This is a genomic window from Psychroserpens sp. BH13MA-6, assembly GCF_052983595.1.
In genome coordinates this window covers 471033-496422 of record NZ_JBRJGE010000001.1, presented here as the reverse complement: position 1 = coordinate 496422, position 25390 = coordinate 471033, and the positions used below count along the sequence as shown (strand labels likewise).

At 36.3% G+C, this 25390-nt stretch carries 17 protein-coding genes and 1 tRNA gene; 11 read left to right on the top strand and 7 right to left on the bottom strand.

The features are described 5' to 3' along the window. A complete protein-coding gene (locus ACU8DI_RS02085; RefSeq protein ID WP_447111075.1) occupies nt 1-1389 on the bottom strand; it encodes a dipeptidase in 1389 nt (462 codons plus the stop codon). Between the two features lie 119 nt (nt 1390-1508). On the opposite strand from ACU8DI_RS02085, the gene ACU8DI_RS02080 reads away from it, so the two are divergent. Continuing rightward, a tRNA-Leu gene (locus ACU8DI_RS02080) sits at nt 1509-1590 on the top strand. A 71-nt stretch (nt 1591-1661) separates the two neighbouring features. Here the strand turns inward: ACU8DI_RS02080 and ACU8DI_RS02075 are convergent. From ACU8DI_RS02075 to ACU8DI_RS02055, 5 genes are all read right to left on the bottom strand, one after another. Further along, entirely contained in the window at nt 1662-2777 is a 1116-nt protein-coding gene (locus ACU8DI_RS02075) for a formylglycine-generating enzyme family protein (protein WP_447111074.1), read from the bottom strand. A 450-nt stretch (nt 2778-3227) separates the two neighbouring features. After that, nucleotides 3228-5828 (bottom strand): DUF7619 domain-containing protein, encoded by a 2601-nt coding sequence (locus ACU8DI_RS02070; RefSeq protein WP_447111073.1) that lies wholly within the window; start codon nt 5826-5828, stop codon nt 3228-3230. A gap of 51 nt (nt 5829-5879) precedes the next feature. Beyond that, entirely contained in the window at nt 5880-8282 is a 2403-nt protein-coding gene (locus tag ACU8DI_RS02065; RefSeq protein ID WP_447111072.1) for a TonB-dependent receptor, read from the bottom strand. 88 nt (nt 8283-8370) lie between these two features. Beyond that, on the bottom strand, nt 8371-9273 hold the full coding sequence (locus ACU8DI_RS02060; RefSeq protein WP_447111071.1) for a FecR family protein: 903 nt from the start codon (nt 9271-9273) through the stop codon (nt 8371-8373). 48 nt (nt 9274-9321) lie between these two features. Then, nucleotides 9322-9846, bottom strand: a complete 525-nt coding sequence (locus ACU8DI_RS02055; RefSeq protein WP_447111070.1) for an RNA polymerase sigma factor — start codon at nt 9844-9846, stop codon at nt 9322-9324. A gap of 154 nt (nt 9847-10000) precedes the next feature. Between ACU8DI_RS02055 and ACU8DI_RS02050 the strand changes: the two genes are divergently transcribed. The 6 genes from ACU8DI_RS02050 to ACU8DI_RS02025 all read left to right on the top strand — a co-directional run bounded on the left by ACU8DI_RS02050 (nt 10001) and on the right by ACU8DI_RS02025 (nt 17047). Further along, nucleotides 10001-11785 carry a hypothetical protein gene (locus ACU8DI_RS02050; protein WP_447111069.1) on the top strand — a complete coding sequence of 595 codons (1785 nt, stop codon included), beginning with the start codon at nt 10001-10003 and terminating at the stop codon, nt 11783-11785. Nucleotides 11786-11812: 27 nt separating this feature from the next. Beyond that, nucleotides 11813-12298 carry a hypothetical protein gene (locus ACU8DI_RS02045; protein WP_447111068.1) on the top strand — a complete coding sequence of 162 codons (486 nt, stop codon included), beginning with the start codon at nt 11813-11815 and terminating at the stop codon, nt 12296-12298. Nucleotides 12299-12582: 284 nt separating this feature from the next. Continuing rightward, nucleotides 12583-13146 (top strand): hypothetical protein, encoded by a 564-nt coding sequence (locus tag ACU8DI_RS02040; protein ID WP_447111067.1) that lies wholly within the window; start codon nt 12583-12585, stop codon nt 13144-13146. Between the two features lie 104 nt (nt 13147-13250). Continuing rightward, entirely contained in the window at nt 13251-14822 is a 1572-nt protein-coding gene (locus ACU8DI_RS02035; protein WP_447111066.1) for a glycoside hydrolase family 32 protein, read from the top strand. After that, nucleotides 14812-16161: a sugar porter family MFS transporter gene (locus ACU8DI_RS02030; protein WP_447111065.1), complete on the top strand. Its 1350-nt coding sequence runs from the start codon at nt 14812-14814 to the stop codon at nt 16159-16161. Before ACU8DI_RS02035 ends, ACU8DI_RS02030 begins: the two co-directional genes overlap by 11 nt. A 1-nt stretch (nt 16162) precedes the next feature. Next, a complete protein-coding gene (locus tag ACU8DI_RS02025; protein WP_447111064.1) occupies nt 16163-17047 on the top strand; it encodes a carbohydrate kinase family protein in 885 nt (294 codons plus the stop codon). On the opposite strand, the gene ACU8DI_RS02020 is transcribed toward ACU8DI_RS02025, so the two are convergent. Then, the gene (locus tag ACU8DI_RS02020) at nt 17040-19475 is read right to left on the bottom strand and encodes a DUF4982 domain-containing protein (protein WP_447111063.1); all 2436 of its coding nucleotides are present in this window, start codon (nt 19473-19475) and stop codon (nt 17040-17042) included. The genes ACU8DI_RS02025 and ACU8DI_RS02020 overlap by 8 nt on opposite strands. A 128-nt stretch (nt 19476-19603) precedes the next feature. On the opposite strand from ACU8DI_RS02020, the gene ACU8DI_RS02015 reads away from it, so the two are divergent. From ACU8DI_RS02015 to ACU8DI_RS02000, 4 genes are read left to right on the top strand one after another with little or no spacing between them, the layout of a single operon-like run. Then, a complete protein-coding gene (locus ACU8DI_RS02015) occupies nt 19604-20602 on the top strand; it encodes a GntR family transcriptional regulator (RefSeq protein ID WP_447111062.1) in 999 nt (332 codons plus the stop codon). Nucleotide 20603: 1 nt separating this feature from the next. Next, entirely contained in the window at nt 20604-21752 is a 1149-nt protein-coding gene (gene galK / locus ACU8DI_RS02010) for a galactokinase (RefSeq protein WP_447111061.1), read from the top strand. 1 nt (nt 21753) lies between these two features. Next, the gene (locus ACU8DI_RS02005; RefSeq protein ID WP_447111060.1) at nt 21754-22785 is read left to right on the top strand and encodes a UDP-glucose--hexose-1-phosphate uridylyltransferase; all 1032 of its coding nucleotides are present in this window, start codon (nt 21754-21756) and stop codon (nt 22783-22785) included. A 17-nt stretch (nt 22786-22802) separates the two neighbouring features. After that, nucleotides 22803-25385: a hypothetical protein gene (locus ACU8DI_RS02000; RefSeq protein WP_447111059.1), complete on the top strand. Its 2583-nt coding sequence runs from the start codon at nt 22803-22805 to the stop codon at nt 25383-25385. Nucleotides 25386-25390: the final 5 nt, after the last annotated feature.

Below are 25390 nucleotides of genomic sequence, written 5' to 3'. Positions count from 1 at the left end.
TTATTTACTTAATTCCGTAAAGTACTTATAGAATAATGGAATGGTTTCGATACCTTTAAAATAATTCCAAATACCGAAATGCTCATTGGGAGAATGTATGGCATCACTGTCAAGACCAAAACCCATCAAAATGGTTTTACTTTTTAATTCTTCTTCAAATAAGGAAACAATAGGAATACTGCCACCACTGCGCTGAGGAATAGGTTGCTTTCCAAAAGTGTCAAAATATGCTTTTGATGCTGCTTGATAACCGATGCTATCTATAGGTGTAACATATCCTTGTCCGCCATGGTGTGGTTTCACAGTCACTTTAACACCTTCAGGAGCGATACGTTCAAAGTGCGTTTTGAATAATTGAGTGATCTCTTCCCAATCTTGATGCGGTACCAATCGCATTGATATTTTAGCATAGGCCTTACTAGCAATAACTGTTTTTGCTCCTTCGCCAATGTAGCCACCCCAAATACCATTCACATCAAGAGTAGGTCTAATAGAATTGCGTTCATTTGTTGTGTAGCCTTTTTCTCCATAGACAGCGTCAATATCTAAAGCTTTTTTATAGTCCTCAAGCGAGAAAGGTGCTTTGGCCATCTCTTGTCGTTCTTCATCAGACAGCTCCTCGACTTTATCATAAAATCCAGGAATGGTAATATGATTATTGTCATCGTGAAGTGACGCAATCATTTTTGTAAGTACATTAATCGGATTTGCTACAGCACCACCATAAAGCCCTGAATGCAGATCTCGATTAGGTCCCGTCACTTCAACTTCTACATAACTCAATCCGCGAAGACCAGTTGTAATTGAAGGGACATCTTTGGCAATCATGCCGGTATCAGAAATTAAAATCACATCATTTTTAAGTTTGTCTTGATTGTTTTTGACAAAGGTTGAAAGATTGACACTGCCCACTTCTTCTTCACCTTCAATCATGAATTTGACATTGCATGGTAATTGATTGGTTGAGGTCATAAACTCTAGGGCTTTCACGTGCATGTACATTTGACCTTTATCATCGCAAGCACCACGAGCAAAAATAGCGCCTTCTGGATGCGTCTCCGTTTTTTTAATCACCGGTTCATAAGGCGGAGAATCCCACAATTCAATGGGATCTGCAGGTTGAACATCATAATGGCCATATACCAACACGGTGGGAAGATTCTTGTCAATCATTTTTTCACCATAAACAATAGGAAAACCATCAGTTTTACAAATTTCTACGTGATCACAGCCTGCATTTTCTAAACTAGACTTAACTGCTTTCGCCGTTTTGATGACGTGATCTTTAAATGCAGGATCTGCACTCACAGAAGGGATCTTTAATAAGTCGATAAGCTCGTTTAAAAAGCGATCTTTATGTGTTTCTACATAAGATTGAATATTTTGCATGGGTGTTTTTTTTTGATTCCTTCAAAAATACAAAAATGAGGCTGATTTTTTCCCAAATAAACTTATTTGAATATTGAAACTATTGTTTATATTTGCATCCCATTATTCAATGGAAAGTTGCAGGCGTGGTGGAATTGGTAGACACGCTAGACTTAGGATCTAGTGCCGCGAGGTGTGCGAGTTCGAGTCTCGCCGCCTGTACTGAAACTAAAAGCCAGAACATTTGTTCTGGCTTTTTTAATTTCTTTGCTGATTAATTTTATAACCTTAGTCTAGTTTTTTTCAAGCATCTCAGGTGTTACTACAGTTCTAAAACCGGTGTGATCTGAACCAGAATCCAAAGACATACCCATACGCGCTGATATTCTAAAGCTGGCACAATAGGAAGCATGGCATAAAAAAGAGCCGCCTTTCATCACAATTTCTTTTTGGTAAGGATTATCCGGACTATAAGGTTCGCTGGCACCTGTTGGATTGATCAAAACGGAGGACGGATCTAAGCTGTTATAGTAATTCACGTTGAACCAATCGGACGTCATTTCCCATACATTTCCCAACATATCATAGATGCCAATGCTATTTGGTGCATAAGATTTAACAGGCGCGATGAGTGCAAAACCATCAACACTATCGTTTTTGATTGGAAAGGTGCCTTGCCAGGTGTTCGCTTTTTCAGTTAAAAGACTGGTGTCATTACCCCAAGTGAAAATAGCATCGGTTGAGGCGCCTTGCGCTGCAGCTTCCCATTCGGCTTCGGCGGGCAGACGTCTATTAGCCCATTTACAATAAGCTTGTGCATCTTCAAGAGCGACGTGTACCACCGGATAATCATCTTTCCCGTCAATACTGCTGTTTGGACCTTCAGGATGTCGCCAATTGGCACCAATTTTCCAAGTCCACCACTGACTGTAGTTCGACATGTTGGCCACCGCATTGACCTGTTTGTTAAAAATGAGACTTCCTGGCTGTAAGACTGAATCATGTGGTTTAGGAGTCCCTTCTGGTAATTCCTTTTTCATCTGTTCCCAATCAATAGGTCGTTCTGCAACCGTGACATAATTGGTAGCCTCTACAAAGGCTTTGAATTCTTTATTGGTCACCTCGGTAATGTCTATAAAAAAACCATCGACCGTCACTGGATGACTCGGTTTTTCTCGTCTCATGGCAAATGGGTCATTTGCTTTTGCACCTTGCATAAAGGTTTTACCTTCCACCCAGACCATATCTTTTGGTGTGGCGATATGGGCAGGTTTTGATTTTAAAATGGTGTGAGGTTCGTCTGCAATTACTGGTTGAGACTCCTTGTTTTCTGAAGATTGTTTACAATGAAACATCACAGTAAACAGTACGATCATTAGCGTGTTAAGTGATTTGTTTTTTAACGACATAAATTAAGGATATTATCATGAATTTTATTTTAATCACATTTAACTCTCAAAACTAAACAAATTATTGGTGTTGATTTTTAAAAAGCAACTACTTGTTATATTTTTTAGTCTAACTTGGCTACTAGGTTTTTCACAAGGTAGTGTTGAATTTCAGCAGTTAAGAGGCGAGAACGTGCTAACACAGAGCATTACTTATGCGGTTCTCAAGATAGTGTTGGGAACATTTGGATCGCCTCCGAAGAAGGCGTCTTAAAGCATAATTCTAAATATTATTGTATTTACAATTCTTATTCTGGACTTTCGAATCTTATGAGTAATAGGATCAAGGAGGTGTTTGTTGATACCAAACAGCGCGTATTTGAATTGAAACTTATCCATTTCTGAAATAAGAAATATTCACACTTTCTCTACTCGATAGATTCATAACTAAAACTTCTAAAGGGATTTTAATTACATCTTTATAAACTTTTTAGTGACTTTGTTATGTTCTGATTGAAAATGAATTACATAAACGCCACTAGATAGTTGTGAAATATTCAGGCTATTTGCGCTCTGATTTGGCTTGATATTCTTTACCAATTTCCCAAGTGAATTACATATTTGAATATTTTCCATTTTAGATGCAGAGTGATATGTTAGTATATCTTCAACCGGATTAGGATAGATGCTTACACTATCAGAAAATTCGAAATCATTGACGCTTAAATTGTCTGTTACTACAGTGGTACTATAACTATTCGTTTCAATAGGAAAATTGTAATCAAAATAAATGTTTGCACTATTTACAAAAGTATCCTCCAATTCCAAAGTGGGTAGCGTCCTTATTTTATATAGAATAAATCCATCATTATTAGCGTCATCAAAAGGTAAGTTTATATTTTCAAAAATAAACTCTACCTTATTTCCAGTCACACGACTTTCAAATTGATGATTACTAGTTAAAATTTTGAGACTAGATAGATCAAATTTTTGAAGATCAATGTCATTTTCAACAACGATATTTTGCGCAGGAAAGGTCCCTGTATTCTCAAAACGTATACGATAATGCACATAATCGCCAACATGATCTATAAGGATAGTTTCACCTTCCAAACAAAGAATGTCATTAGGATCAAAAGATCCCACAACTACCTGATCTAGTGAGAATACATTATTATCTGGCGTAATGTCATCAGTTATTGGATTCGCAGTGGCTGTATAGGCCAAAACATCGTCAATGTTTACAGGGAAATCAGGGTCAGTTGGTGGATTTACGTTAAATGTGATGTTAACTGTATACGACTGAAATGGATTCAAATCATTGAAGTTCCATGTGAAGCTATTTATAGTTGAAGCATCAAACGGTATATCAGAATCTATAAAAGTTACTAAGTCTTCAGGATAAACTAGGTTCACAGTACCACTTATTACTTGATTACCTGTGTTTTTCACCATTAACTGATATTGGGAGTCAAAACCCGGTCTAGCTGGTGTAAGTGGAATTAATAGCGCTTCTAAGTCATTCACTACGGAATTAGGAACAATACAAATATCCTGATTAAACGGACTAGCTTCTAGAGGAAAGTCAACAGTATAATTTAATGGCGTGACATCAAAAAGCGCAGGATCAATAGAAATAGGCGTAATTGTATAACTTCCAGCTTGTACAGGTATACGATACGAACCTGTGCTATCAGCGATAGCAATACCTTCATTGGTACCATCGTTAATTGTAAATGTCATAAATGGAACCATAGCATCTGAAACAGTGCAGCCATCGCTATCAAAATCGAATTGTGACTGACCTTGTATTTCATAAAACTCGCCGCCAGGATTAAAGGAACAATAGGTATTTATATTGATAGTTCCATAACCATTGTTACTCAACCAACTTTGAACATCATTTAATTGTTCATCATCTGCACACACATATTGCAAGTTTGGCAGGTTACTAATATTGATGTTAATTAGAGATTCTATACTGCCATTTTTAAGCAGAATAGATTCCAAATTTGGATTATTATTAAAAGATCCCCAATTTAAGTTGGTGCAATTGTTCAAGTTAATTTCAGTAAAAAGATTATTTGCCAATTTGATTTGATTAATGTTATTATTTTCAGCAACGATTAAATTGTCTAATACATTGTTTTGTACTTCAACAATTACGGTGTTGGGTACACCAGACAAATCCAGTGTATTTAGTTGGTTGTCACTCATGACTAGCGTAAAAAAGAGCGGACAATTTTGGATGCTGAAATTGCTTATCAAATTTCCAGCGGCACTGATAGATTGCAGCACAGGCAAATCCTGAACCGTTAAAGATGTAATTTGATTTGAGGTGATATTTAAATTGCCTAAACTTATGGCTCCAGTCACATCGATGCTAGATAGATTATTATTTTCAGCAAACATAGTTGATAAATTAGCCAGCCCGCTTAAGTCTAAACTTGTTAGGGCACCATACTGGCAGTTTAGATCTTCGAGTGCTGTGCAACCATTTACATTTAAGCTTGTCATATTATCGTTACTGGTACAATGAAGATCAGTAAGATTAGTTAGATTACTAACATCAAGACTAGTAAGGTTGTCACAATAACTAATATCTAAAATGGTTAGTGAGCTCAGTGTACTTAAATCAATGCTGCTAAACGGGTTGCCATGCGCCCAAAAAATCTGAAGATTTGAGAGTCCTGTAAGATTGGTGGATGTTAAATTGTTATTGCTAAAATTGAGATATTCTAGATTAGTGAAAGCAGTACCATCAAAAGTAGCTATGTTATTTAAATTTATCTCTAAACGTATTAAATTAATGAAATTTTCTAATCCGGTTAGATCAGTGATATTGCTTGAACTTATATTAAGCTCATATATGGCTTGTGCTTCGTTTATATCAATTTCGTTGTCAGCGTTACTGTCAATGTTTATAGGATTTCCATTAACATCTAATGCGATAAAATTGCTATTACTTGAAGCTAATAATTTGTTTTTTAATTCTACATCTGGAAAATTTATTATTTGTCCTTGAGCGAAACACGTGAAGAGTAGAATGGCAGAGTAGTAAATAGTTTTCATAATTTGAAGATTTAGTGATAACCCACAAGGTTATTTTGGTTGTGTTGACTTTTAAAAATAAATTCGGAAAACGGCGTTAGCAGTAAGTTCTAAGGAGTTTCTAGAAAACTTTTCAACCACGTTATTTTCATTAATTCTATAATAATTATTTATGGCATTTTCTCTGTTAGAAATGTTCCAGATTGATGCGCCTATTTCCGATTTGAACCTGTTATTAATTTTAAATTTATAAACGGCAGAAGCATCTATTCTTAAATAATCAAGTAACCTTTCATTATTGGCTCGGTCAAAGTTGACATCGTCATCTATAATCTCCAACCCATCCAATGGAATTGAGGTTGGGTTTCCGGTTCTATAATTCAAACCAGCGGATATATTCCATGATTTATGACTAAAAGTACTTCCAAGCGTTACCGAGTGAGTAATGTCAAAATTGCTTGGAAACTCGATGTCTTCAAGGGTATCAAAGGTGTAGGTATTATTTATGTACGAATAGCTTAACCAACTATTGAAATTATGGAATGTTTTTCTACATAGAAACTCAAAACCGTAGGCATTATAACGTCCTTTTTCCTTCGCAAATTCATATTTCGTGGTGAAGCTCTGACTTTGGGTAGTGATACCGTCCACTATTTTAAAATAGCTGGTGGCATCCAAGAACCATCCTTTATTTTTATACATAAACCCAAGAGAAACTTGTTTGCTTTGCAGCACAGGAATACTATCATTATCTGTTAGTTGCCAGCGTCTTTTCTCAATGCCTAGAAAATCATTCTGGAAATTGACGATTTGCGATGTGCTTTGATGTTTAAATTCGGCCTGCGCTTCAATGTCTATATGAGCGCCTATCGATTTTCTAATACTCACTCTAGGTTCAACGATTGTTTTTTTGAAACGGGACAAATAGTTAGCTCTTACACCAGCTCTTACTGAAAAGTCATTGTTTGAATTTTTGTACCAAGCTTGACCAAAGACACCATGTTCTCTCAAAATTTCTTCATCACGCCTAACAAATCGCGGTAAGTCAATATCATTCAGGTTAATGACTTCAGTTTCTGTAAATTGATATCCAAGATGATAACGCCATCGATTTGCTTCGAATACATTATTAATTCGAACACTCGATTCAGACACAATATTCTCTTGTAATTGCAGCTGATTATTTAAGACGTCTGCGTTAAGCGCTTCAAGCTTATATTCATTATTATAGATATTGATGTCAGAAGAGAACTTTTCAGTCCATTGTCTTTGGTAGTTGAATCCAACTGCAAGTGTGTTTTGAGAAATACGACTTCTTCTTGTTTGTGCAACGTCATTCACATTGGCGGTTTCATTAAAACCTAAGTTATTATTAATTAAAATAAAGTTGAATCTTAAAAAATCTTTATCCGTTGGTTGGTATAACCATCGAAGTGAAGCGTCATAGAAATCAAACTCTTGATTGGAGTTGATGACATTGGCAACATTGTTATCAGCTTCCGTTTCTTGGATAACTCTTTCAAAGTAGACATCATAAGTTGGTGTCCTAAGGAAATCATCTAGTGACTTTCTAGAAGCAACTTGAATGGAAGACTTATTGCCTATACCTATGTTTGAAAACAGCTCTGCATTTAAAAAATTAAGACCAAAAACACCTTTGAATTCTGAATCAATTTGTTTGTCGGTTTGCATATGGATCGTTCCTGAAACACCATCTGTTAAAGAGACATCAGACCCATTATTAATAACACTCGCATTTTGAGTGATGAGAGGATTAAAGCTTGATATAAGCCCAAAGAAGTGCCCAGTTTGATACATCTTGATATCATCCCAAAGTATCAAATTTTGGTCGTTTGAGCCACCTCGAATATTGATATTAGATACCGTTTCATCAACACTTAAAATACTTGGCAATGCCTGAACAGTTTGGAGCACATCAGATTCAATAAGACCAGGTAGCAAACTGAATTTGTTATAATCGATGGAGGTCGTCCAGTCCTGTCTTTTATCAATTCCTTTTACGAGGTACGTTTCAATGAGTACGGGTGCGATAAGTTCTTTTTGAACGAACATGGAGATGGTTCCACATGCTTCCAAGTCGAAATAAGTCATTTGGCGTTCAATAGTTTTAAATCCTAGATGTCTTATGGTGACATTGGCATTTTTAGATGTCAATACAATTTCGAAGAAGCCATTGTCGTCAGTTAGTGCATAGGCGTTTTTACTTCTGATTGTTGCGCCAGAAAGCGGATGTTCTGATTCTGAATCTTTAATATAGCCACACAATCTTACGGCTCTAGAAATACTGTAAACAAGATGGCTTACCTTTTCAAAAATTAAATCAGATTGCTGTTCGAGATTTTTAATCTTTGCGGCTAAACTTAAATCCTTTGAAACAGGCATGACAGTCACATCATTTAAAAGATGACTCTCATAATTAAAAACAACAGCATGCTGACTAGAAATTTGTTCCAATACTTCTAAAACTGGAATTTTATTTCCGGTGCTTTGACCGTGAGATTTACATATCGAAACGATACATAATACTAAAAATATGTGAAATTTAGTCCTGCCCATTCCTAATAATGACCTCGTTAGTATTCTCGATAGTGTAGGTCAAATTAAGGGGCTGGGTAATGGACTTTAAGGCATTTTCAAGGTTGTTGTGTTCAAAGGCACCTGTGAATTTCAAATCGGTGTCCGTTGGAAAATCGACGGTAAGATGATATTGCTTTTCAACTTCGGCTATAACATCTTCAAGTGCCGTATTTTCGAAAACGCTCATGTTTTTGAGCCAATATGGTTCTGCGATTACAATGCTTGATTTTACACCTTTGCCAGATGCTAAAACAAACTCTGAACCAGCAGGTAGCTTGATTTGATGATTGTTATAAATAACTTGAACTAAGCCTTCATAACAGGTGACTTTAAAAATGCTATCTCTAGATAATACATTAAACTCTGTTCCTAAAACAATCACCTTTCCAAGGTCAGTATTCACATCAAATCGTTTGCCTTTTTCAACATCAAAATAGGCTTCTCCTTTCAAGTTTAAGGACCTATTATTATTCCAATCTGAATCATTATAAGCTAACTCTGACAACTCATTCAGTTGAACCTTGGAATTGTCTGGTAAGGTGATGGTTTCATTTTGAGCTATATCAGTTTTATATGCGCTTAACGGATCTCTGTTTATTAACGTAAATATGGTAACACCAATAACCAGAACAGCAGCAATTCTTGATATCGTTTTTAACCAATGTGTCGAAGTCGCTTTTTTGCTATCTAGTTTTTCATTTAAGGCCTCAAATGTTCCAACTTTAGCATTAGTATTGCCTTTAAAACGGTGAGCTTCTTCAATAATTTCTTTGTACAAGTCTGCACCTTCCAACGCTTCAAATGCCTTTGCTTCGGCATCAGTAAGATCATTGTTTAACCACTTTTTTAATAGGTATTCTTTTTCCATAATAAGCTATTATATATTTAAAACAACTTAAAATAGAATTGTCCCAAATTATTTTCGATTTAATTCTTCAATGTCTATTTTAAGTTTATTCAAAGCTGCATATATCCGATGCTCAGCCACCTTTTTGGTAATGCCTAAAATGTCGGCTACCTCTTTATGTGTTTTGCCATCGACCTTATTTAAAAGGAAAGCTGCTCGTTCTTCTTCTTTTAACGACGACAATGCACGTTCAAACCGCTTTAGAAACTCTTTTTTGCGTAACAAGAATTCAGGAGATTCATTGGTGTAATCCTTGGGCTTTACTTGTTGATATTTTAAGACCACTTTTTGATGCTTTACTTCATTGAGCATCATATTATTTGCGGTCGTATATAAATAGGATTTTGCAGCTTCTGGAGTTATTTTAGCACAGTTCTCCCATAGTTTAATAAACGCTTCCTGAACTTTATCAGCTGGGTTTAAAAGATTTCCATATTTATAAAAGAGAATATTGCCCAATGATTGAGCGTACTTTTCATAAAGTTTTGAAAAGCGAATCTTATCGCATATATCTTGATGTAAAGATGTTGGCAAGGTTTATTTAATTTGATTTCTGAGTTGAAAGGTAAATAAAAAAAAATCTTTTTTTTCTTGGGACATTTTTTTATCGAGTTGTTTTAAGAATAAAGCGTCGAGTTATAAGCTTACTATCAATCGAACTTAAATATTAAAAAAAACACATTTAGTTATGAAAACATTACAACCAATTTTACTGCTACTTCTTAGTGTGATATTCACTTTGACCTCCTGTAGAACAGAAGACGATTTAGCCATAGATCCTCCAGTGGAAGAAACCATCGAAGCCAATTCAGCGGTGGCTAATTTAATGAGCAGAACTGCTTCAAATGATGGGTCTGATGATAATATTATAGACAATGCCAGCTGTTTGAGTGTGCAACTTCCAGTGACGGTTACAGTTAATGGCATTGAACTAACGATAAATGATGAAGATGGTTATGAGGACATCGAGGATATTATTGATTTGTTTGAAGATGATGTGGATTCTATTGTTATTTCATACCCTATCACAATAATTCTCACAGACTACTCAACAGTTATCGTAAATTCAGATTCAGAATTGGCGGCTCTTACGTCTAATTGTGTTGGTGAAAACGAAAATGATGATGATATAGAATGTATCGATTTTCAATATCCTATTACAGCATCTATTTTTAATGAGAACAATGATCTAATAAGTACAATCACTATTAATAATGATAATGATATGTATGATTTCATTGAGGATTTGGATGAATTTGCAGCCGTAACAATTAACTTCCCGCTTTCGGTAATTTTTGCAGATGGCACTACACAAATCATTAATTCTATACAAGAATTAGCCAATGCTATTGAAATGGCTGATGATACTTGTGATGAAGATGATGATAATGATTTTGATGATGACGATTGTGAAAATTGTACAACCAATGACTTGGAAATGGTCTTTGCCGACTGCTCTGAATGGTGGGTTGATAAATTAGAACGTAATGATGATGATCTGGAGGATAACTATGTAGGATATGCGTTTGTATTTAATAATGACGGCACAATTTTAGTGACGCAAGGTGCTAATACCTACAATGGTACTTGGGTCGCTTCTGGTACAGGAAATAATATTTCGGTGGTTATTAACGTGACTGGATTAGCAGATTTTAATGACAATTGGAATTTGCATGAGATACAGCAAGAACCAGGCGAAGTGAAAGTAGATTTAAGAATCGGTGATGATCGATTACGATTTGAAAGTGATTGTTCGAGTAATGGAAGCATTGATGATTCAGCCTTAGTAAGCGCTTTAACAAATGGCGATTGGTATGTGACCTACTTTTTTGACGACACAGATGAAACTTCAGACTTTGCAGATTTCGTTTTTAATTTTGCCTCCGACAATACAGCTACAGCAACGGATACTAATGGTACTACCAACGGCTCTTGGTCTACCACATCCGGAGACGATACCGAGCTAGGCCTGAATTTAAATTTTGGAACAGGGATTCCATTAGATGAATTAGCCGATGATTGGGATGTTCTCGAAGTTACCAATGATATTATTCGATTAAAAGATATTAGTGGAGGAGATGGTTCTGAAGACTTCTTAACTTTTGAAAGAACACCGTTTGATGGTGGTAATGGAAATGATGACCTACAAAATATTCTAACCGATGGTTTGTGGATTGTGGCTTCTTATTTTGAAGATGCCGATGACCAAACGGCTAACTATTCAGGGTATGAACTCAACTTTGACATAAATGGAACTGTTTCTGCCTCTAACGGCTCTAACACCAACAATGGCACATGGTCTGTATTTAGTTCTGGTAATCAAATGACGCTTAATTTTGGAACAGAATTGCCATTTGAAGAATTTAATGATGATGATTGGGATGTGATATCAGTTTCTGCTACAGAAGTGGTCATTCAAGATGTCAGTGGTGGAGACGGTGGAATTGACACCTTAACGCTTCAAAAACTATAATAATATATTAATCTAAAACTAAGAATTATGAAAAAAGTATGTAATATCGGGCTTCTAATAATGTTAAGTTTTTCACTTATGTCATCTATGTGTTCAAATGATGATGATGATGGGAATCCAAACAATAATAGTCAACAAATTGTACAAATAGAAAGTACCGCTGAATCTGGTACTTGGAGAATTACCAATTTTAATGACTCTGGTCAAAACGAAACTTCTGATTTCAATGGTTATGACTTTAGTTTCAATGCTGATGGTACGCTTGTAGCCACTAATGGTTCAAACACTGTCAATGGCACTTGGTCAGTAACAGATGATAGTAATAGTAATGATGATAGTAGTAGTGATGATGATATTGATTTCAACATTTTCTTTCCAGTTCCAGAAAGTAATAACTTTGAGGACTTAAATGATGATTGGGATATAATAGCTATTTCATCAACCACAATAGAACTCATTGATGTTAGTGGAGGAAATGGCGGTACGGATCTGCTAACTTTCGAGATGAACTAATGAATATCAAGTTTTGAATTAATCAAATGATCCCTCAGCCCCAAAAATATTTGATTAATAGCAAGCCAACTATGAGTTTCATAGTTGGCTTTTTTAATTTCTTGTCTAATTTACCTCAAAACTATAGTATATTGTCTTTTCAGGTTATCCTGTAATTTACATTAGGTTAATATAGAATATATATCCGATAATCGAGTATCGTAGTAGGTTCTTTTTTATGCTGAAATTTGTACCTGAAATAAGATTCTATTTCAAGTTAAGTTTAAACTATAAAAGAACACGTTATGAAAAACACAAAATTTTATCCAACATTATGGCAACCATTGCCATATGAATTGTTTGACAACAATTGGAAATATAAACAAGCAAAAGTAAAATCGACTGAGCTGATATTAAAGAATGATGATATCTTAGAAAAGGGAATTTCTGAAATGACCATAGAGGTGACCAAACTAGCATTCATTGACGCGACGGGTCAAGAGCATCAAATTTCAGATTTTACCAATCAACAGCTACAATTAAAAGGTGATCACACAGGCTTGTTTATTACATCCAAAAATGCGTTAATGCTAAAGGAGGGACGTTATAAAACTATCAGGTTTTATCTCAATGGAAAGATAGATGAAGCCGTTTATGTAGATAGAAGTTGTGAAACAATTCACAATGTTAATTATTTGGATTTTCAAATAGAAAACGGACTAAACGTAAGTAGCGATTTCTCTTGTCAAGTGATTCTAAGATTTCAATTAAATCCCAATAAGTGGTGGAGCTATTTTTATCCAATTAAAGACTTTTTTGAGAAACATTTAATAAAGACCAAAAGAATGGCTAATAGCTTTTACAGCTAAAAAGGACATGTATAAATATCGAAAGACGCTACTATAGCGTCTTTTTTTACGAATTGGTTATCTATAAATACTTATATTTATGACATCAATAAACCGACCAATTCATGCGACTTATTTTTATGACTCTCTGTTTCGGATTTCTGCTTTTAAGTTCTTGTAAGGGCGAATCCGATAAAACTCGTATTCCTGAAGAACAACAAAAGACTGAACAAACCGATTTATATACCGAAAAATTTAGACCACAATTTCATTTTACGCCTCCTGAAAAATGGATGAACGATCCCAACGGACTCGTATATCACGATGGGGTCTATCATTTGTTCTATCAATATTATCCGGAAGATATTGTTTGGGGTCCTATGCATTGGGGACATGCCGTAAGCGAGGATCTAGTGTCTTGGGAAAACAAACCTATAGCACTATACCCAGATAAGTTGGGTTATATTTTTTCAGGTAGTGCCGTTGTTGATAAGACCAATTCATCAGGTTTTGGCACCTTAGAAAACCCACCGTTGGTAGCGATGTTTACATACCATTCTGACGAAAGAGTCAAACTCGGTACTAATGATCACCAAACACAAGGGATTGCTTATAGTTTAGACAATGGTGATACTTGGACCAAATATGAGGGTAATCCTGTGATTGGCAATGAGGGATTGATGGATTTTAGAGATCCGAAAGTTTTTTGGCACGATGCTTTAGAAAAATGGGTCCTAATTTTGGTCGCTGGTGATCATGCGCTGTTTTATCATTCAGATAATTTAAAGGATTGGGAGCTTAAAAGTGAATTTGGTAAAAACCGCGGTGCTCATGGCGGTGTTTGGGAATGTCCCGATTTATTTAAGTTGCCGGTTGAAAATGGTGAAACCGAAAAGTGGGTGTTATTAATTAGTATCAATCCTGGTGGACCTCATGGTGGAAGTGCTACGCAGTACTTTGTTGGTGATTTTGACGGTACCACATTTACAACGGATCAAAAAGATATCAAATGGTTAGACTTAGGAGCCGATAACTATGCTGGGATTACATACAATAATGCACCAACAGACGATCGATTGTTTATTGGATGGATGAGTAATTGGTTGTATGCGCAAAAGGTGCCGACGAAAACCTGGCGAAGTGCCATGACCTTACCAAGAACCTTAAAATTATTTACTGATAATAACGACTATTATTTAAAAAACTACCCAATAGAAGCCTTTGATGATCAGCGCTATAATCCGAAAACTATGGCAGCTATCAATTTAGAGGCGCCTGTAACGATGGAGAATTCTAATTTTAATGCAAGCGATATTCGTTTTATGATGAATCTTTCCGAGCATTTAAGATTGGAATTTTCTAACGCTAAGAATGATACTTTAGTATTTCAATTGAGTCCAAAAACTTCAGAAATTATAGTCAATAGAGAACAGTCTGGACAAGTTGATTTTGAACCAAATTTCGCAAACAATATCCAGCCACAGTTTTATCAGCCTCAAGATCGAATGGTTGAGGTACGATTAATTATGGATGCAGCGTCTCTCGAAATTTTTATCGATAAGGGGAAATATGCTATTACAAACACTATGTTTCCTTCGGAACCTTATACCAGTTTAACCATTAAATCGGAGGATGGTAACACGCTTGAAAACTTAACGATTACTAACGTAAAATCCATCTGGAATAATGAGAAATAAAATATTTATTTGGTCTATCACAGTAGCTCTGGCTGGCTTTCTATTCGGCTTCGATACGGTTGTTATTTCTGGCGCTAATAAACCGCTTCAAGACTTGTGGAATTTATCACCTATCAATCACGGGACCTTTATCATGTCTATGGCATTATGGGGAACTGTTTTGGGCTCTTTACTAGGTGGTATTCCAACCAAAAAGTTGGGTCGGAAAACGACCTTATTCTGGATAGGTATTTTGTTTTTTGTCTCTGCAATTGGGAGTGCCTTGGTAAGTGACCCATACTTATTTTCGTTTTTTAGATTTATAGGTGGAGTTGGCGTTGGTGTAAGTTCAGTTGCTGCGCCCATTTACATTTCTGAAATTACCTCACCAGAAAGTCGCGGTCGCTTAGGAGCTTTGTATCAGTTTTGCTTGGTTTTTGGAATTTTGATGGCCTTTATAAGTAATTGGGCACTCAAAGGTGTTGGAGGTGAGAATGATTGGCGTTGGATGTTAGGTGTTGAAGCTATACCTGCATTTTTATATACGATTATGGTTCTAAAAGTTCCAAAAAGCCCTAGGTGGTTGGTTTTGCAGAAGGGTGATGATGATAAGGCCTTGCCTATACTTAATGTGATCTATGAAAAAATTGAACTTGCCAAAGCGAAATTAGCTGAAATTAAAGCAGATGCCGCCTTACCTAGTAGCAGTGACAATTTGTTTAATAAAAAGTACAAGCGTGTACTTTGGTTAGGATTTCTAATAGCCTTTTTTAATCAATTATCCGGAATTAATTTTGTGCTCTATTATGCGCCTGAGATTTTAGAACAAGCAGGATTAGGTGGTGAAGATTCCCTGTTTAATTCCATCGCAATTGGTATCGTGAATCTATTATTTACGCTTGTTGGCGTAAGACTTATAGATAAACTGGGTCGACGTCAATTAATTATCATTGGGTCAATAGGTTATATTTTTAGTTTAATAATGGTTGGCTTATGCTTCCAGATGGATTTGAGTCCAACATTGCTTTTAATATTTATCTGTCTTTTTGTAGCCTCACATGCGATTGGTCAAGGTGCAGTGATTTGGGTCTTTATATCAGAAATTTTCCCAAATCGTGTACGCTCTTACGGTCAGAGTTGGGGCACAGGAACTCATTGGGTCTTTGCGGCCATTATTACTTTGGTAACGCCTTATTTTATTGATAGTGATGAAGGTGTCTTTAGAGATAATCTCCAAGTCATCTATTATTTCTTCGCAGGAATGATGGTGCTTCAATTATTATGGGCCATATTTAAAATGCCTGAAACGAAAGGTGTTTCTCTGGAAGATTTGGAAAAAGAACTGATAGACAACGAATAGAATGACACCTAAAGTCATATGTTACGGCGAAATCCTTTGGGATGTTTTTCCAACCCATACCGTCATTGGAGGCGCTCCTTTGAATGTCGCATTGCGTATTCAGTCGTTTGGCATTCCAACGGCTGTAATAAGTCGTCTTGGCAAGGATGATCTTGGAAATAAAGCTTTGGCATTCATCGAAAAACGGCAATTGAACGCTGATTTGATTCAATTTGATGAGGATCTTGAGACAGGATCTGTTAAAGTTATATTGGATGACAGTGGTTCGGCATCTTATGAAATTCATAAACCAGTGGCTTGGGATAGGATTCAGTTAACTAACGACAATAAAACCGCCGTGAGCGCAGCTGATGTATTTGTCTTCGGAAGTTTGGCTTGTAGAAGTGAGATATCCAAAAAGACCTTACTGCAGTTGCTTCATCTTTCTAATCACGCTGTTTTTGACGTGAATTTACGTCCGCCAGATTACGACTTATCATTTATTGTGGAGGTAATGTCGCAATCACATACCATCAAATTGAATGACGACGAACTTAATGAAATCGCTGATTTTCTAGGTTTCCAAGATCAAACTATGGAAACACAAATTCAATTATTGGCTGAACAGACTCAAACGACTACCATTTGCGTAACGAAAGGAGGTGCTGGTGCACTATTATTTTTTAAAGGGAAATTTTACAATAACAATGGTTATCAAGTGACAGTAGAAGATACAGTAGGCGCAGGCGATTCGTTTTTAGCAGCTTTAATTTTTAAGCTATACATTGAAGCGTTGAAGCCACAAGAAGCCTTAGATTTTGCCTGTCAAGTTGGTGCTTTAGTAGCTTCCAAGAAAGGTGCAACGACTCAATTAACAGAAGAGGATTTCAAAAAGCTTATCAGTTAACAGAATTCAAGGTTACGGTTCCTGCTTTTAAACCTTCACCAGTGACCAGCAACTCTATAGGACCCGATGCTCTTGTTGATTGCACTAAAACCACCAGTTTTCCACTAAATAGTTTCATAGTGGGTTGGTGAAATAATTCAAGTGAGGTGGCATCGCCATTACAAGCAGCCCTAAATGAACCACTGCCGCTCACTTTGAATTGTAGTTGGTTGGTCGCAGTCGGACAAGGAATTCCATTTTTATCCACCACCGAAACAGTGACAAATGAGATGTCTTCACCATTGGCTTCAAGTGTTGTAACGTCAGGTTCTAAAACAATCTGATGTGGTTTACCAGCTGTTTTTATGTCTTTTTCTGCAATAGGATTTCCATGGGTGTCAAGTGCCACAACTTTCAACGTGCCTGGCTGATATTTCACATCCATCCACATCAAACGGTAGCGATGTTGTTTCGTACCTTCTTTATGTTTCTTTTGTATGCCTAGACTTTTTCCGTTTAGGAATAATTCAGCACTATCATAACTCGTATAAACGAATACAGGAGTTATTTGCCCTTCACGACCTTCCCAATTCCAATGTGGCAATAGGTGTAATGTTTCATCATTGGTATTCCATTTACTCCGATATAAGTAAAATCGGTCTTTCGGTAAACCAGCTAAGTCGCTAATTCCAAAATAAGAGCTACGCGATGGCCAAGCCTCATCATAAGGTGTGGGTTCACCCAAGTAGTCAAAACCTGTCCATACAAATTCACCAATAACCCATGGTTTGTCGTCTTGCATGACAAAATCATCTTCTGGTAAATTAGACCAACTACAGTATTCTAAATCATAGGATGACGATTGAAAATCCTTATAAGTTTTCATACTGCCAATTTCTACGGGGAACTTATAAATTCCTCTAGAACTTACTGTGGAGGCTGTTTCTGATCCTAAAATAAATCCTTGAGGAAAGGTTTCATAAGCTTCTTCATATAGATGGACCCGATAATTTAATCCTGGAACATCCATAAGCGCACCAAAACCTGATGCCATAACAGCTTTTACCTGATCCATTCCAACCGTAACTGGACGTGTTGGATCTTCTCGATGGAAGATGTCTTGTAACCATTTAGCGCGTTTCACGCCGTCACTTCCCCATTGATCTGGTACTTCATTGCCAGAACTCCACATCACAATAGATGGATGATTTCTGGTAGCCCTTACCAAATTAACGACATCTTTTTCAGCGTAATCCTTAAAAAAGCGATTGTAGCCATTTTTTACTTTGGGTTTTGCCCATTCATCAAAACTTTCAGCAATAAACATAAAACCCATTTCATCGCATAGTTCTAATTGTTCAATAGAAGGCATATTATGCGCACTTCTAATAGCGTCACACCCCATGTCTTTTAAGATTCGTAATTGCCGCCTAAGTGCCGATTTATTAACGGCCGTTCCTAAGGGACCTAAATCGTGGTGCAAACAAACACCTTTAAATTTTCTAACCTTTCCATTAAGACTAAAGCCCTTACTCGGTTCAAATTTTATATCTCGAATACCAAAACGTTTAGTCACTTCATCCTTTAGGATATTTCCGTCATACAAGCGCGAAACAAGCGTATATTGATAGGGTGTTTCAGGGCTCCAAAGCTTAGGAAACTTCACTGGAATATTTTGTTCAAACTGATGCGCAAATAGGGTGTGAGTGTCGTTCGTACCAATTATATTTCCACTAGCATCATAAATTTCAGATACCAATCGCAAATCTTCACCTGATACCTTAGTTTTAATATTGACTTGCGCAACTTCAGAGGTGATAATAGGTGTAGTAATAAAAGTGCCCCATTGGTCAATACTGTGTTTATTTTTGGTTATTACTTGAACTTTTCTATACAAACCAGCACCAGGATACCATCGGGATGATAGACCGACGTTGGTAAGTTTTACTGCAAGCGTATTAGTGTCTATATGGTTGATATATTTTGTGATATCGAAATAAAAATAGCTGTAACCATATTTCCATTCGCCTACTTTTTTACCATTGATATAAACTTCCGGCTCACTCATAGCACCTTCAAAAACGATTAAAGCCTTTTGGTTTTCATCAAAATTAGGTAACGTAAAGTGTGTGCGATACCAACCTTCACCGATATAGGGAAGCGCTCCTGTTCGTCCTGTTTTCTCAGTAGCCTTAACTTCTCCGTTCTGTTCAATAGCAATGGTTTGTTTATCGATCTCTTTATTAAAGGGACCATAAATAGCCCAATCATGTGGTACAGTAACGGTTTGCCAATGAGAATCGTCAAAGGATTCTGAGGCCGCATTTGGGTGTGTACCTTGACTAAATTTCCAGTTTCTATCAAGTGTTAAAACAGCTCTTGATTGTCCGAGGATAGTCGTCTGATAAATCATTGAAAAAACAAGAAGTAATACAAATTTACATGTCATGGTTGTCTTAATTTAAAAGCCCATTAGATGGCTCAGTACGGTTAAAGGATGTTGAAATAAGCACTAAATTAATAAAAGTATTTCATAAACCATACCAGTACCTACCAGTTTATTTTTATATTTGCTTTATGGGAATCATCAGTGTGAAGCAAGATTTAGGAATTCCTAAATACAAGCAAATTATACAATCGGTAGAGGATGGATTAAAAGAAGGACGACTTAAAAAAGGCGATAAGTTGCCGTCGGTTAATAGCATTAAAAATCAATTTTCACTATCTCGAGATACGATATTTATGGCATTTGGAGAGTTGAAAAACAGAGGCATTATTGAGTCGGTTGCAGGGAAAGGCTATTACATAAAGAGTGAAGATGTAAAGATTACACAAAAGGTCTTTTTACTTTTTGATGAGTTGAATGCGTTTAAAGACGATCTATACAATTCATTTTTAACTTTTTTAGAACCGACAGTCCAAGTAGACATTTTTTTTCATCACTTTAATCGACAAGTGTTTGAAAAACATATTAATGACAATGCTGGTAATTACCATTATTATGTCATAATGCCAGCGAATTTGGAGAAAACGGATCAAGTGATTAAGGTTTTACCGACTGACAAAACCTATATTTTAGATCAAACACATCCAGAGTTAAGTGCGTATTCTTCCATTTATCAAAACTTTGAAACGGATATTTTTAACAGTTTGATAAAGGCCTCACCCTTATTGAAAAAATATCAAACCATCATATTACTTTTTCCTAATAAAAAGCAACCCATGGGAATGCTAAAAGGGTTTGAGAAGTTTAAAAAAGCCACAAATATGTCATGTGAAGTTATTGATTCTCTTCAAGAACGCCGATTTGAAAAAGGGGAGGTTTATATCATTTTAGACGATAGTGATTTAATTTATTTTATCAAGTCCATGAAAGACCAACAATTAGTTTTAGGTGAGGATATTGGCGTCATCTCTTACAACGAAACTTTGCTAAAGGAAGTTGTGGAAGGTGGTATAACGACGATTTCAACAGACTTTAAAGCTATGGGAAAACGATTGGCACAAATGATTACCCATAACGAACAAGGTCATATAGAAAACCCTCATGACTTCATTCTAAGAAATTCACTTTAAAATGAATCAAGATTTAGTACATAAAGTCAAACAGGCATTCGGGTCTCAATTTGGATCTCCGTGTTTGCTTATTAATTCACCTGGTCGCATTAATTTGATAGGTGAGCATACCGATTATAACTTAGGGTTTGTCTTTCCAGCGGCTATAGATAAAGGGATTATTTGCGCCATGAATCATAGTAATTCCTCTAAATGTACAATCAGTGCTTTAGATATGAATGAAGTATTTGAGTTGGAGTTGGATCGATTAACTATAGGTCAACATGGCCATTGGATCAATTATATTATTGGTGTTGTTTCTGAAATTCAAAAAAAAGGATGGCATATAAAGCCCTTCAATATGGTCTTTAGTGGCGATATTCCAAAAGGAGCTGGACTTTCATCCTCAGCGGCTTTAGAAAACAGTATTGTATTTGGTTTGAATGAACTCAATTCACTCCGGCTTTCCAAAATGGAAATGATTCATATTTCGCAAAAGGCAGAACATAATTATGTTGGTGTAAATTGTGGAATTATGGATCAATATGCCAGTATGTTTGGCGAGGAAGATAGCGCACTCATGATTGATTGTGCCTCTTTAAAAGCCAAGATTGTTAAAATTGCAATTCAAGATTATGACATCATATTGGTCAACTCTAATGTGAGTCATAGTCTCGTAGACGCAGCCTATAATGATCGACGCGAGGTTTGTGAAAAAGTAGCTAACTTACTTAATGTTGAGGCCTTACGATTTGCCAATGCGAACGACTTATTAAAATTAAAATCTAAAATTTCCGAAGAAGATTACCATAAGGCGCTTTACATTATTGAGGAAAATCAACGTGTAATTGACGCCTATAAATGTTTGGATGAAGGTGATATTTTAGGTTTTGGTGCCTTATTATTTGAAGCTCACAAAGGTGCGAGTGAACAATTCTGTATAAGTTGTCCTGAATTAGATTATCTGGTAGCTTTTTCAAAAGCACATCCTCATGTCATTGGCGCAAGAATGATGGGTGGTGGATTTGGAGGCTGCACTATTAATTTAGTTGCTAAAGACAGGGTCACTGATTTTATAACTGCTATTTCGGAAGCATATCATCTGGAATTCAACAAACCTTGTACAACCTATAAAGTACAACTATCTCAAGGAACACATTTAATTAACTGATATGGATACACAATTGCAAGATTTTTCACATAAGCGTTTTAACCCACTTACAGGCGAATGGGTCTTAGTGTCGCCACATCGTGCTAAGAGACCGTGGCAAGGGCAGGAGGAAGCGGTTGCAGATGAAGAACGTCCTCACTACGACAAGAATTGCTACCTATGCCCAGGAAATAAGAGAGCCAACGGAGACATCAACAAGGATTATGAAGATACGTATGTATTCACGAATGATTTCTCCGCACTTCAAAAGGAAGCTCCAGAATTTCATATGGATAATGGATTGCTAAGGGCTGATAGCGAACGTGGCATTTGTAAAGTGATTTGTTTTAGTCCAGACCATTCCAAAAGTTTAGCACAATTACATGTTAAGGACATCGAAAAAGTGATTTTGACTTGGCAAAATGAATTCAGATTATTGGGAAAGGAAGAAGGCATTAATTACGTCCAAATATTTGAAAATAAAGGGGCTGTTATGGGTTGTAGTAATCCTCATCCACATGGTCAAATTTGGAGCCAATCAACGTTACCTAATGAAATAAGTAAAAAGGATATACAGCAAGACACCTATTATAAAGATCATCAAAAGACCTTACTTTCAGATTATTTAAAGCAAGAATTGAAAGAAAAAGATCGCGTTATATTTGAGAATAGAGCCTTTGTAGTGTTGGTGCCATTTTGGGCAATTTGGCCTTACGAAGCTATGATTATTCCTAAACGACCTCAAAAGACTATTTTAGAAATTCCTTCAGAAGAGACCATTTTATTTGCCGAGGCCATTTCTGTGCTTACAAAAATTTACGATCAATTGTTTAAAACTGCTTTTCCCTATTCCAGTGGGATTCATCAAGCACCAACTAATGGACATTCAAATAAGCATTGGCATTGGCATATGAGTTTTTATCCGCCATTGTTGAGAAGCGCTACTGTAAAAAAGTTTATGGTAGGCTATGAAATGTTTGCGAGTCCACAGCGTGATATTACAGCAGAATCGGCCGCATCGACCTTAAGACATTTAGCAGATAATTTGTATTAAATCTAAAAGTTACCCTCATGAAAAGTTTATATACACTTATTTTATTAGTTGTGTTTGTTAGTATTGGTCATTCACAAGAGCATCCAAATAGTGATGTGTTTGTAGATGAAAATGGTATCATGCGTTGGACTTCCACTAAAGAAGAGGTTAAGGGTTTCGGTGTCAATTATTCTGTGCCATTTGCGCATGCCTATCGATCTGCACAACGCCTAAATATAGATGTCAAAAAAGCTATAGATCAAGATGTTTATCATTTTACACGTTTGGGGTTTGATTTGTATCGTCTGCATGTTTGGGATACAGAGATTAGTGATGTTCATGGAAATCTTATTGAGAATGATCATTTAGATGCATTCGATTATTTATTGAACAAGCTCAAGGAACACCAAATTAATTATGTCATTACACCTATTGCTTTCTGGGGTAATGGCTGGCCAGAACCAGACACTGAAAGTCCGGGCTTTTCACATACATATGGCAAAGCCGATTGTTTAACAAATCCTGATGCCATTGCCGCCCAACAAAATTATTTGTATCAATTTTTGAACCATGTAAATCCGTATACAGGAGTCGCATATAAGGATGAACCCAATGTCATCGCTTTTGAAGTGAGTAATGAACCGCACCACAGAGGTAATGCGCAAGATGTGACGACATTTGTAAAAGGCATGGTGGATGCCATGCGAAGAACAGGAACCTCAAAGCCTATTTTCTATAATATGAGTCACGCTGTTCATAATATGGATGCCTATTTTCAAGGTGGTGTACAAGGTGGGACGTTTCAATGGTATCCAACAGGATTAGGATATGGAAAAGAATTGTCAGGAAATTTGTTGCCTAATGTTGACGACTACCACATGCCTTTTGATGATGTCTTTAAAAAGCACCAAGGCGCAAAGTTAGTGTATGAATTTGATGCCGCTGATGTAGGTAGGTCTTATATATATCCTGCCATGGCTAGAAGTTTTAGAACTGCTGGAATTCAAATTGCCACTCATTTTGCCTATGACCCGAGTTATTTGGGACCTTTCAATACGGAATATAATACGCATTATATGAATTTGAATTACACCCCTCAAAAAGCTTTAAGTTTAAAAATTTGTGCGGAAGTGTTTCATGAAATACCATTGCATGCCAATTATGGACGTTATCCTCAAAATACGAGCTTCGGAAATTTTAAAGTTGACTATAAAAATGATCTTTCAGAATATAATTCTAAAGCGAAATTCTTTTATACCAACCATACAAAATCACAACCTATAGATGAGGCTAGTTTGACGGAGATCGCAGGATTTGGAAGTTCGCCATTAGTAGAATATGAAGGTGTTGGCGCTTATTTTTTAGATAAAATAGCAAGAGGTGTTTGGCGATTGGAGGTGCTGCCCGATGCGGTTTGGGTCGATAACCCATTTGGGAGAAACAGTCTTAATAAAACGGTTGGGGTTACTAAATGGCAAATCCACAAGATGCGAATAAAGCTCAAAGATTTGGGAACCGATTTCAGCATGACGGCCATTAATGAAGGAAATACGTTTCAAACTGATGTCGTCAATGGGTCCTTTAATATACAACCAGGAACTTACGTGTTAAGCCGTAAAAATGTAGAGAAATCTTGGACCGAAGACGATGCATTCAAAACTAATAAGCTCAATGATTTTTATGCACCGCCATCTCATGTTAAGAAAACTTGGTTAAAACATCAGCCTCAAGAAACAATCGCTCAAGGTGAACCTTTGCAGATTAAAGTACAATGCATTTCAGAATTTAAACCTAAAGAGATTAGCTTAGTCGGCTACAACAGTAATGGGACTTATTTTAATCAAACTTTTGAAAGTTCAAGTCCGTATCAATATACCGCAACGATTCCTTCAGAAACGATAAAAACAGGTTATATAAATTATTATATAATTGTTACTGAAGAAAATGGAAAGCAAATCACCTTTCCTTCTGGGAAGCAAGGCCATGTTTATGATTGGGATTTTTATGATCGCGCGTCTTACAAGGTTCCTGTTCTTCCTAAGGCATATCCAATATATCTTTTCAACGCTCAAGAAGACGCAAATGATTTAGTGCGACAGTGGCGACAAGGGTTCAAATTAATACCTACGGAATATACTGGTATCGCTGAATACCAAGTCAAGTTAGATACTATTTTTAAAATAGATGAAGAAAACCGCAATGCAACACCTATTTACGACTATAGCTTTAAACATTATGTAATAGATAAGCTGAGAGGAAGGACTTCAGTTTTGCCTTTGAAGGATAAGCTCATCTTTAATGGGAGATCTTTGAATGAGCAACCGTGCCAACTGCAAGTAGCATTGGTGCTTGATGACGGTTCGTCGTATGGTGCCATCATCAATGTTGATACAGAAATGAAAGATTATGTATTAAATATATCAGATTTACAACCCGTTAAAACGGTGACTTTACCGAGACCTTATCCTAGTTTTTTACCGTATTATTTTAATCATAACAATTCAAAGAGATTTGATATTACCAGAGTTGAAAGTATCCAGTTTTCCATAGGTCCTGGTATTTCAGTAGAACAAATAATGGATGCACATGGTATTGGCATTGTAAGTGTGAGGTTAGAATAAAAAAA

Bases quoted from the DNA above. Each gene is read 5' to 3' on its own strand.
- ACU8DI_RS02085 (WP_447111075.1), bottom strand. From the start codon at position 1,389: ATGCAAAATATTCAATCTTATGTAGAAACACATAAAGATCGCTTTTTA.
- ACU8DI_RS02030 (WP_447111065.1), top strand. From the start codon at position 14,812: ATGAGAAATAAAATATTTATTTGGTCTATCACAGTAGCTCTGGCTGGC.
- ACU8DI_RS02020 (WP_447111063.1), bottom strand. From the start codon at position 19,475: ATGACATGTAAATTTGTATTACTTCTTGTTTTTTCAATGATTTATCAG.
- ACU8DI_RS02075 (WP_447111074.1), bottom strand. From the start codon at position 2,777: ATGTCGTTAAAAAACAAATCACTTAACACGCTAATGATCGTACTGTTT.
- ACU8DI_RS02060 (WP_447111071.1), bottom strand. From the start codon at position 9,273: ATGGAAAAAGAATACCTATTAAAAAAGTGGTTAAACAATGATCTTACT.
- galK (WP_447111061.1), top strand. From the start codon at position 20,604: ATGAATCAAGATTTAGTACATAAAGTCAAACAGGCATTCGGGTCTCAA.
- ACU8DI_RS02005 (WP_447111060.1), top strand. From the start codon at position 21,754: ATGGATACACAATTGCAAGATTTTTCACATAAGCGTTTTAACCCACTT.
- ACU8DI_RS02035 (WP_447111066.1), top strand. From the start codon at position 13,251: ATGCGACTTATTTTTATGACTCTCTGTTTCGGATTTCTGCTTTTAAGT.
- ACU8DI_RS02050 (WP_447111069.1), top strand. From the start codon at position 10,001: ATGAAAACATTACAACCAATTTTACTGCTACTTCTTAGTGTGATATTC.
- ACU8DI_RS02000 (WP_447111059.1), top strand. From the start codon at position 22,803: ATGAAAAGTTTATATACACTTATTTTATTAGTTGTGTTTGTTAGTATT.
- ACU8DI_RS02040 (WP_447111067.1), top strand. From the start codon at position 12,583: ATGAAAAACACAAAATTTTATCCAACATTATGGCAACCATTGCCATAT.
- ACU8DI_RS02070 (WP_447111073.1), bottom strand. From the start codon at position 5,828: ATGAAAACTATTTACTACTCTGCCATTCTACTCTTCACGTGTTTCGCT.
- ACU8DI_RS02025 (WP_447111064.1), top strand. From the start codon at position 16,163: ATGACACCTAAAGTCATATGTTACGGCGAAATCCTTTGGGATGTTTTT.
- ACU8DI_RS02015 (WP_447111062.1), top strand. From the start codon at position 19,604: ATGGGAATCATCAGTGTGAAGCAAGATTTAGGAATTCCTAAATACAAG.
- ACU8DI_RS02045 (WP_447111068.1), top strand. From the start codon at position 11,813: ATGAAAAAAGTATGTAATATCGGGCTTCTAATAATGTTAAGTTTTTCA.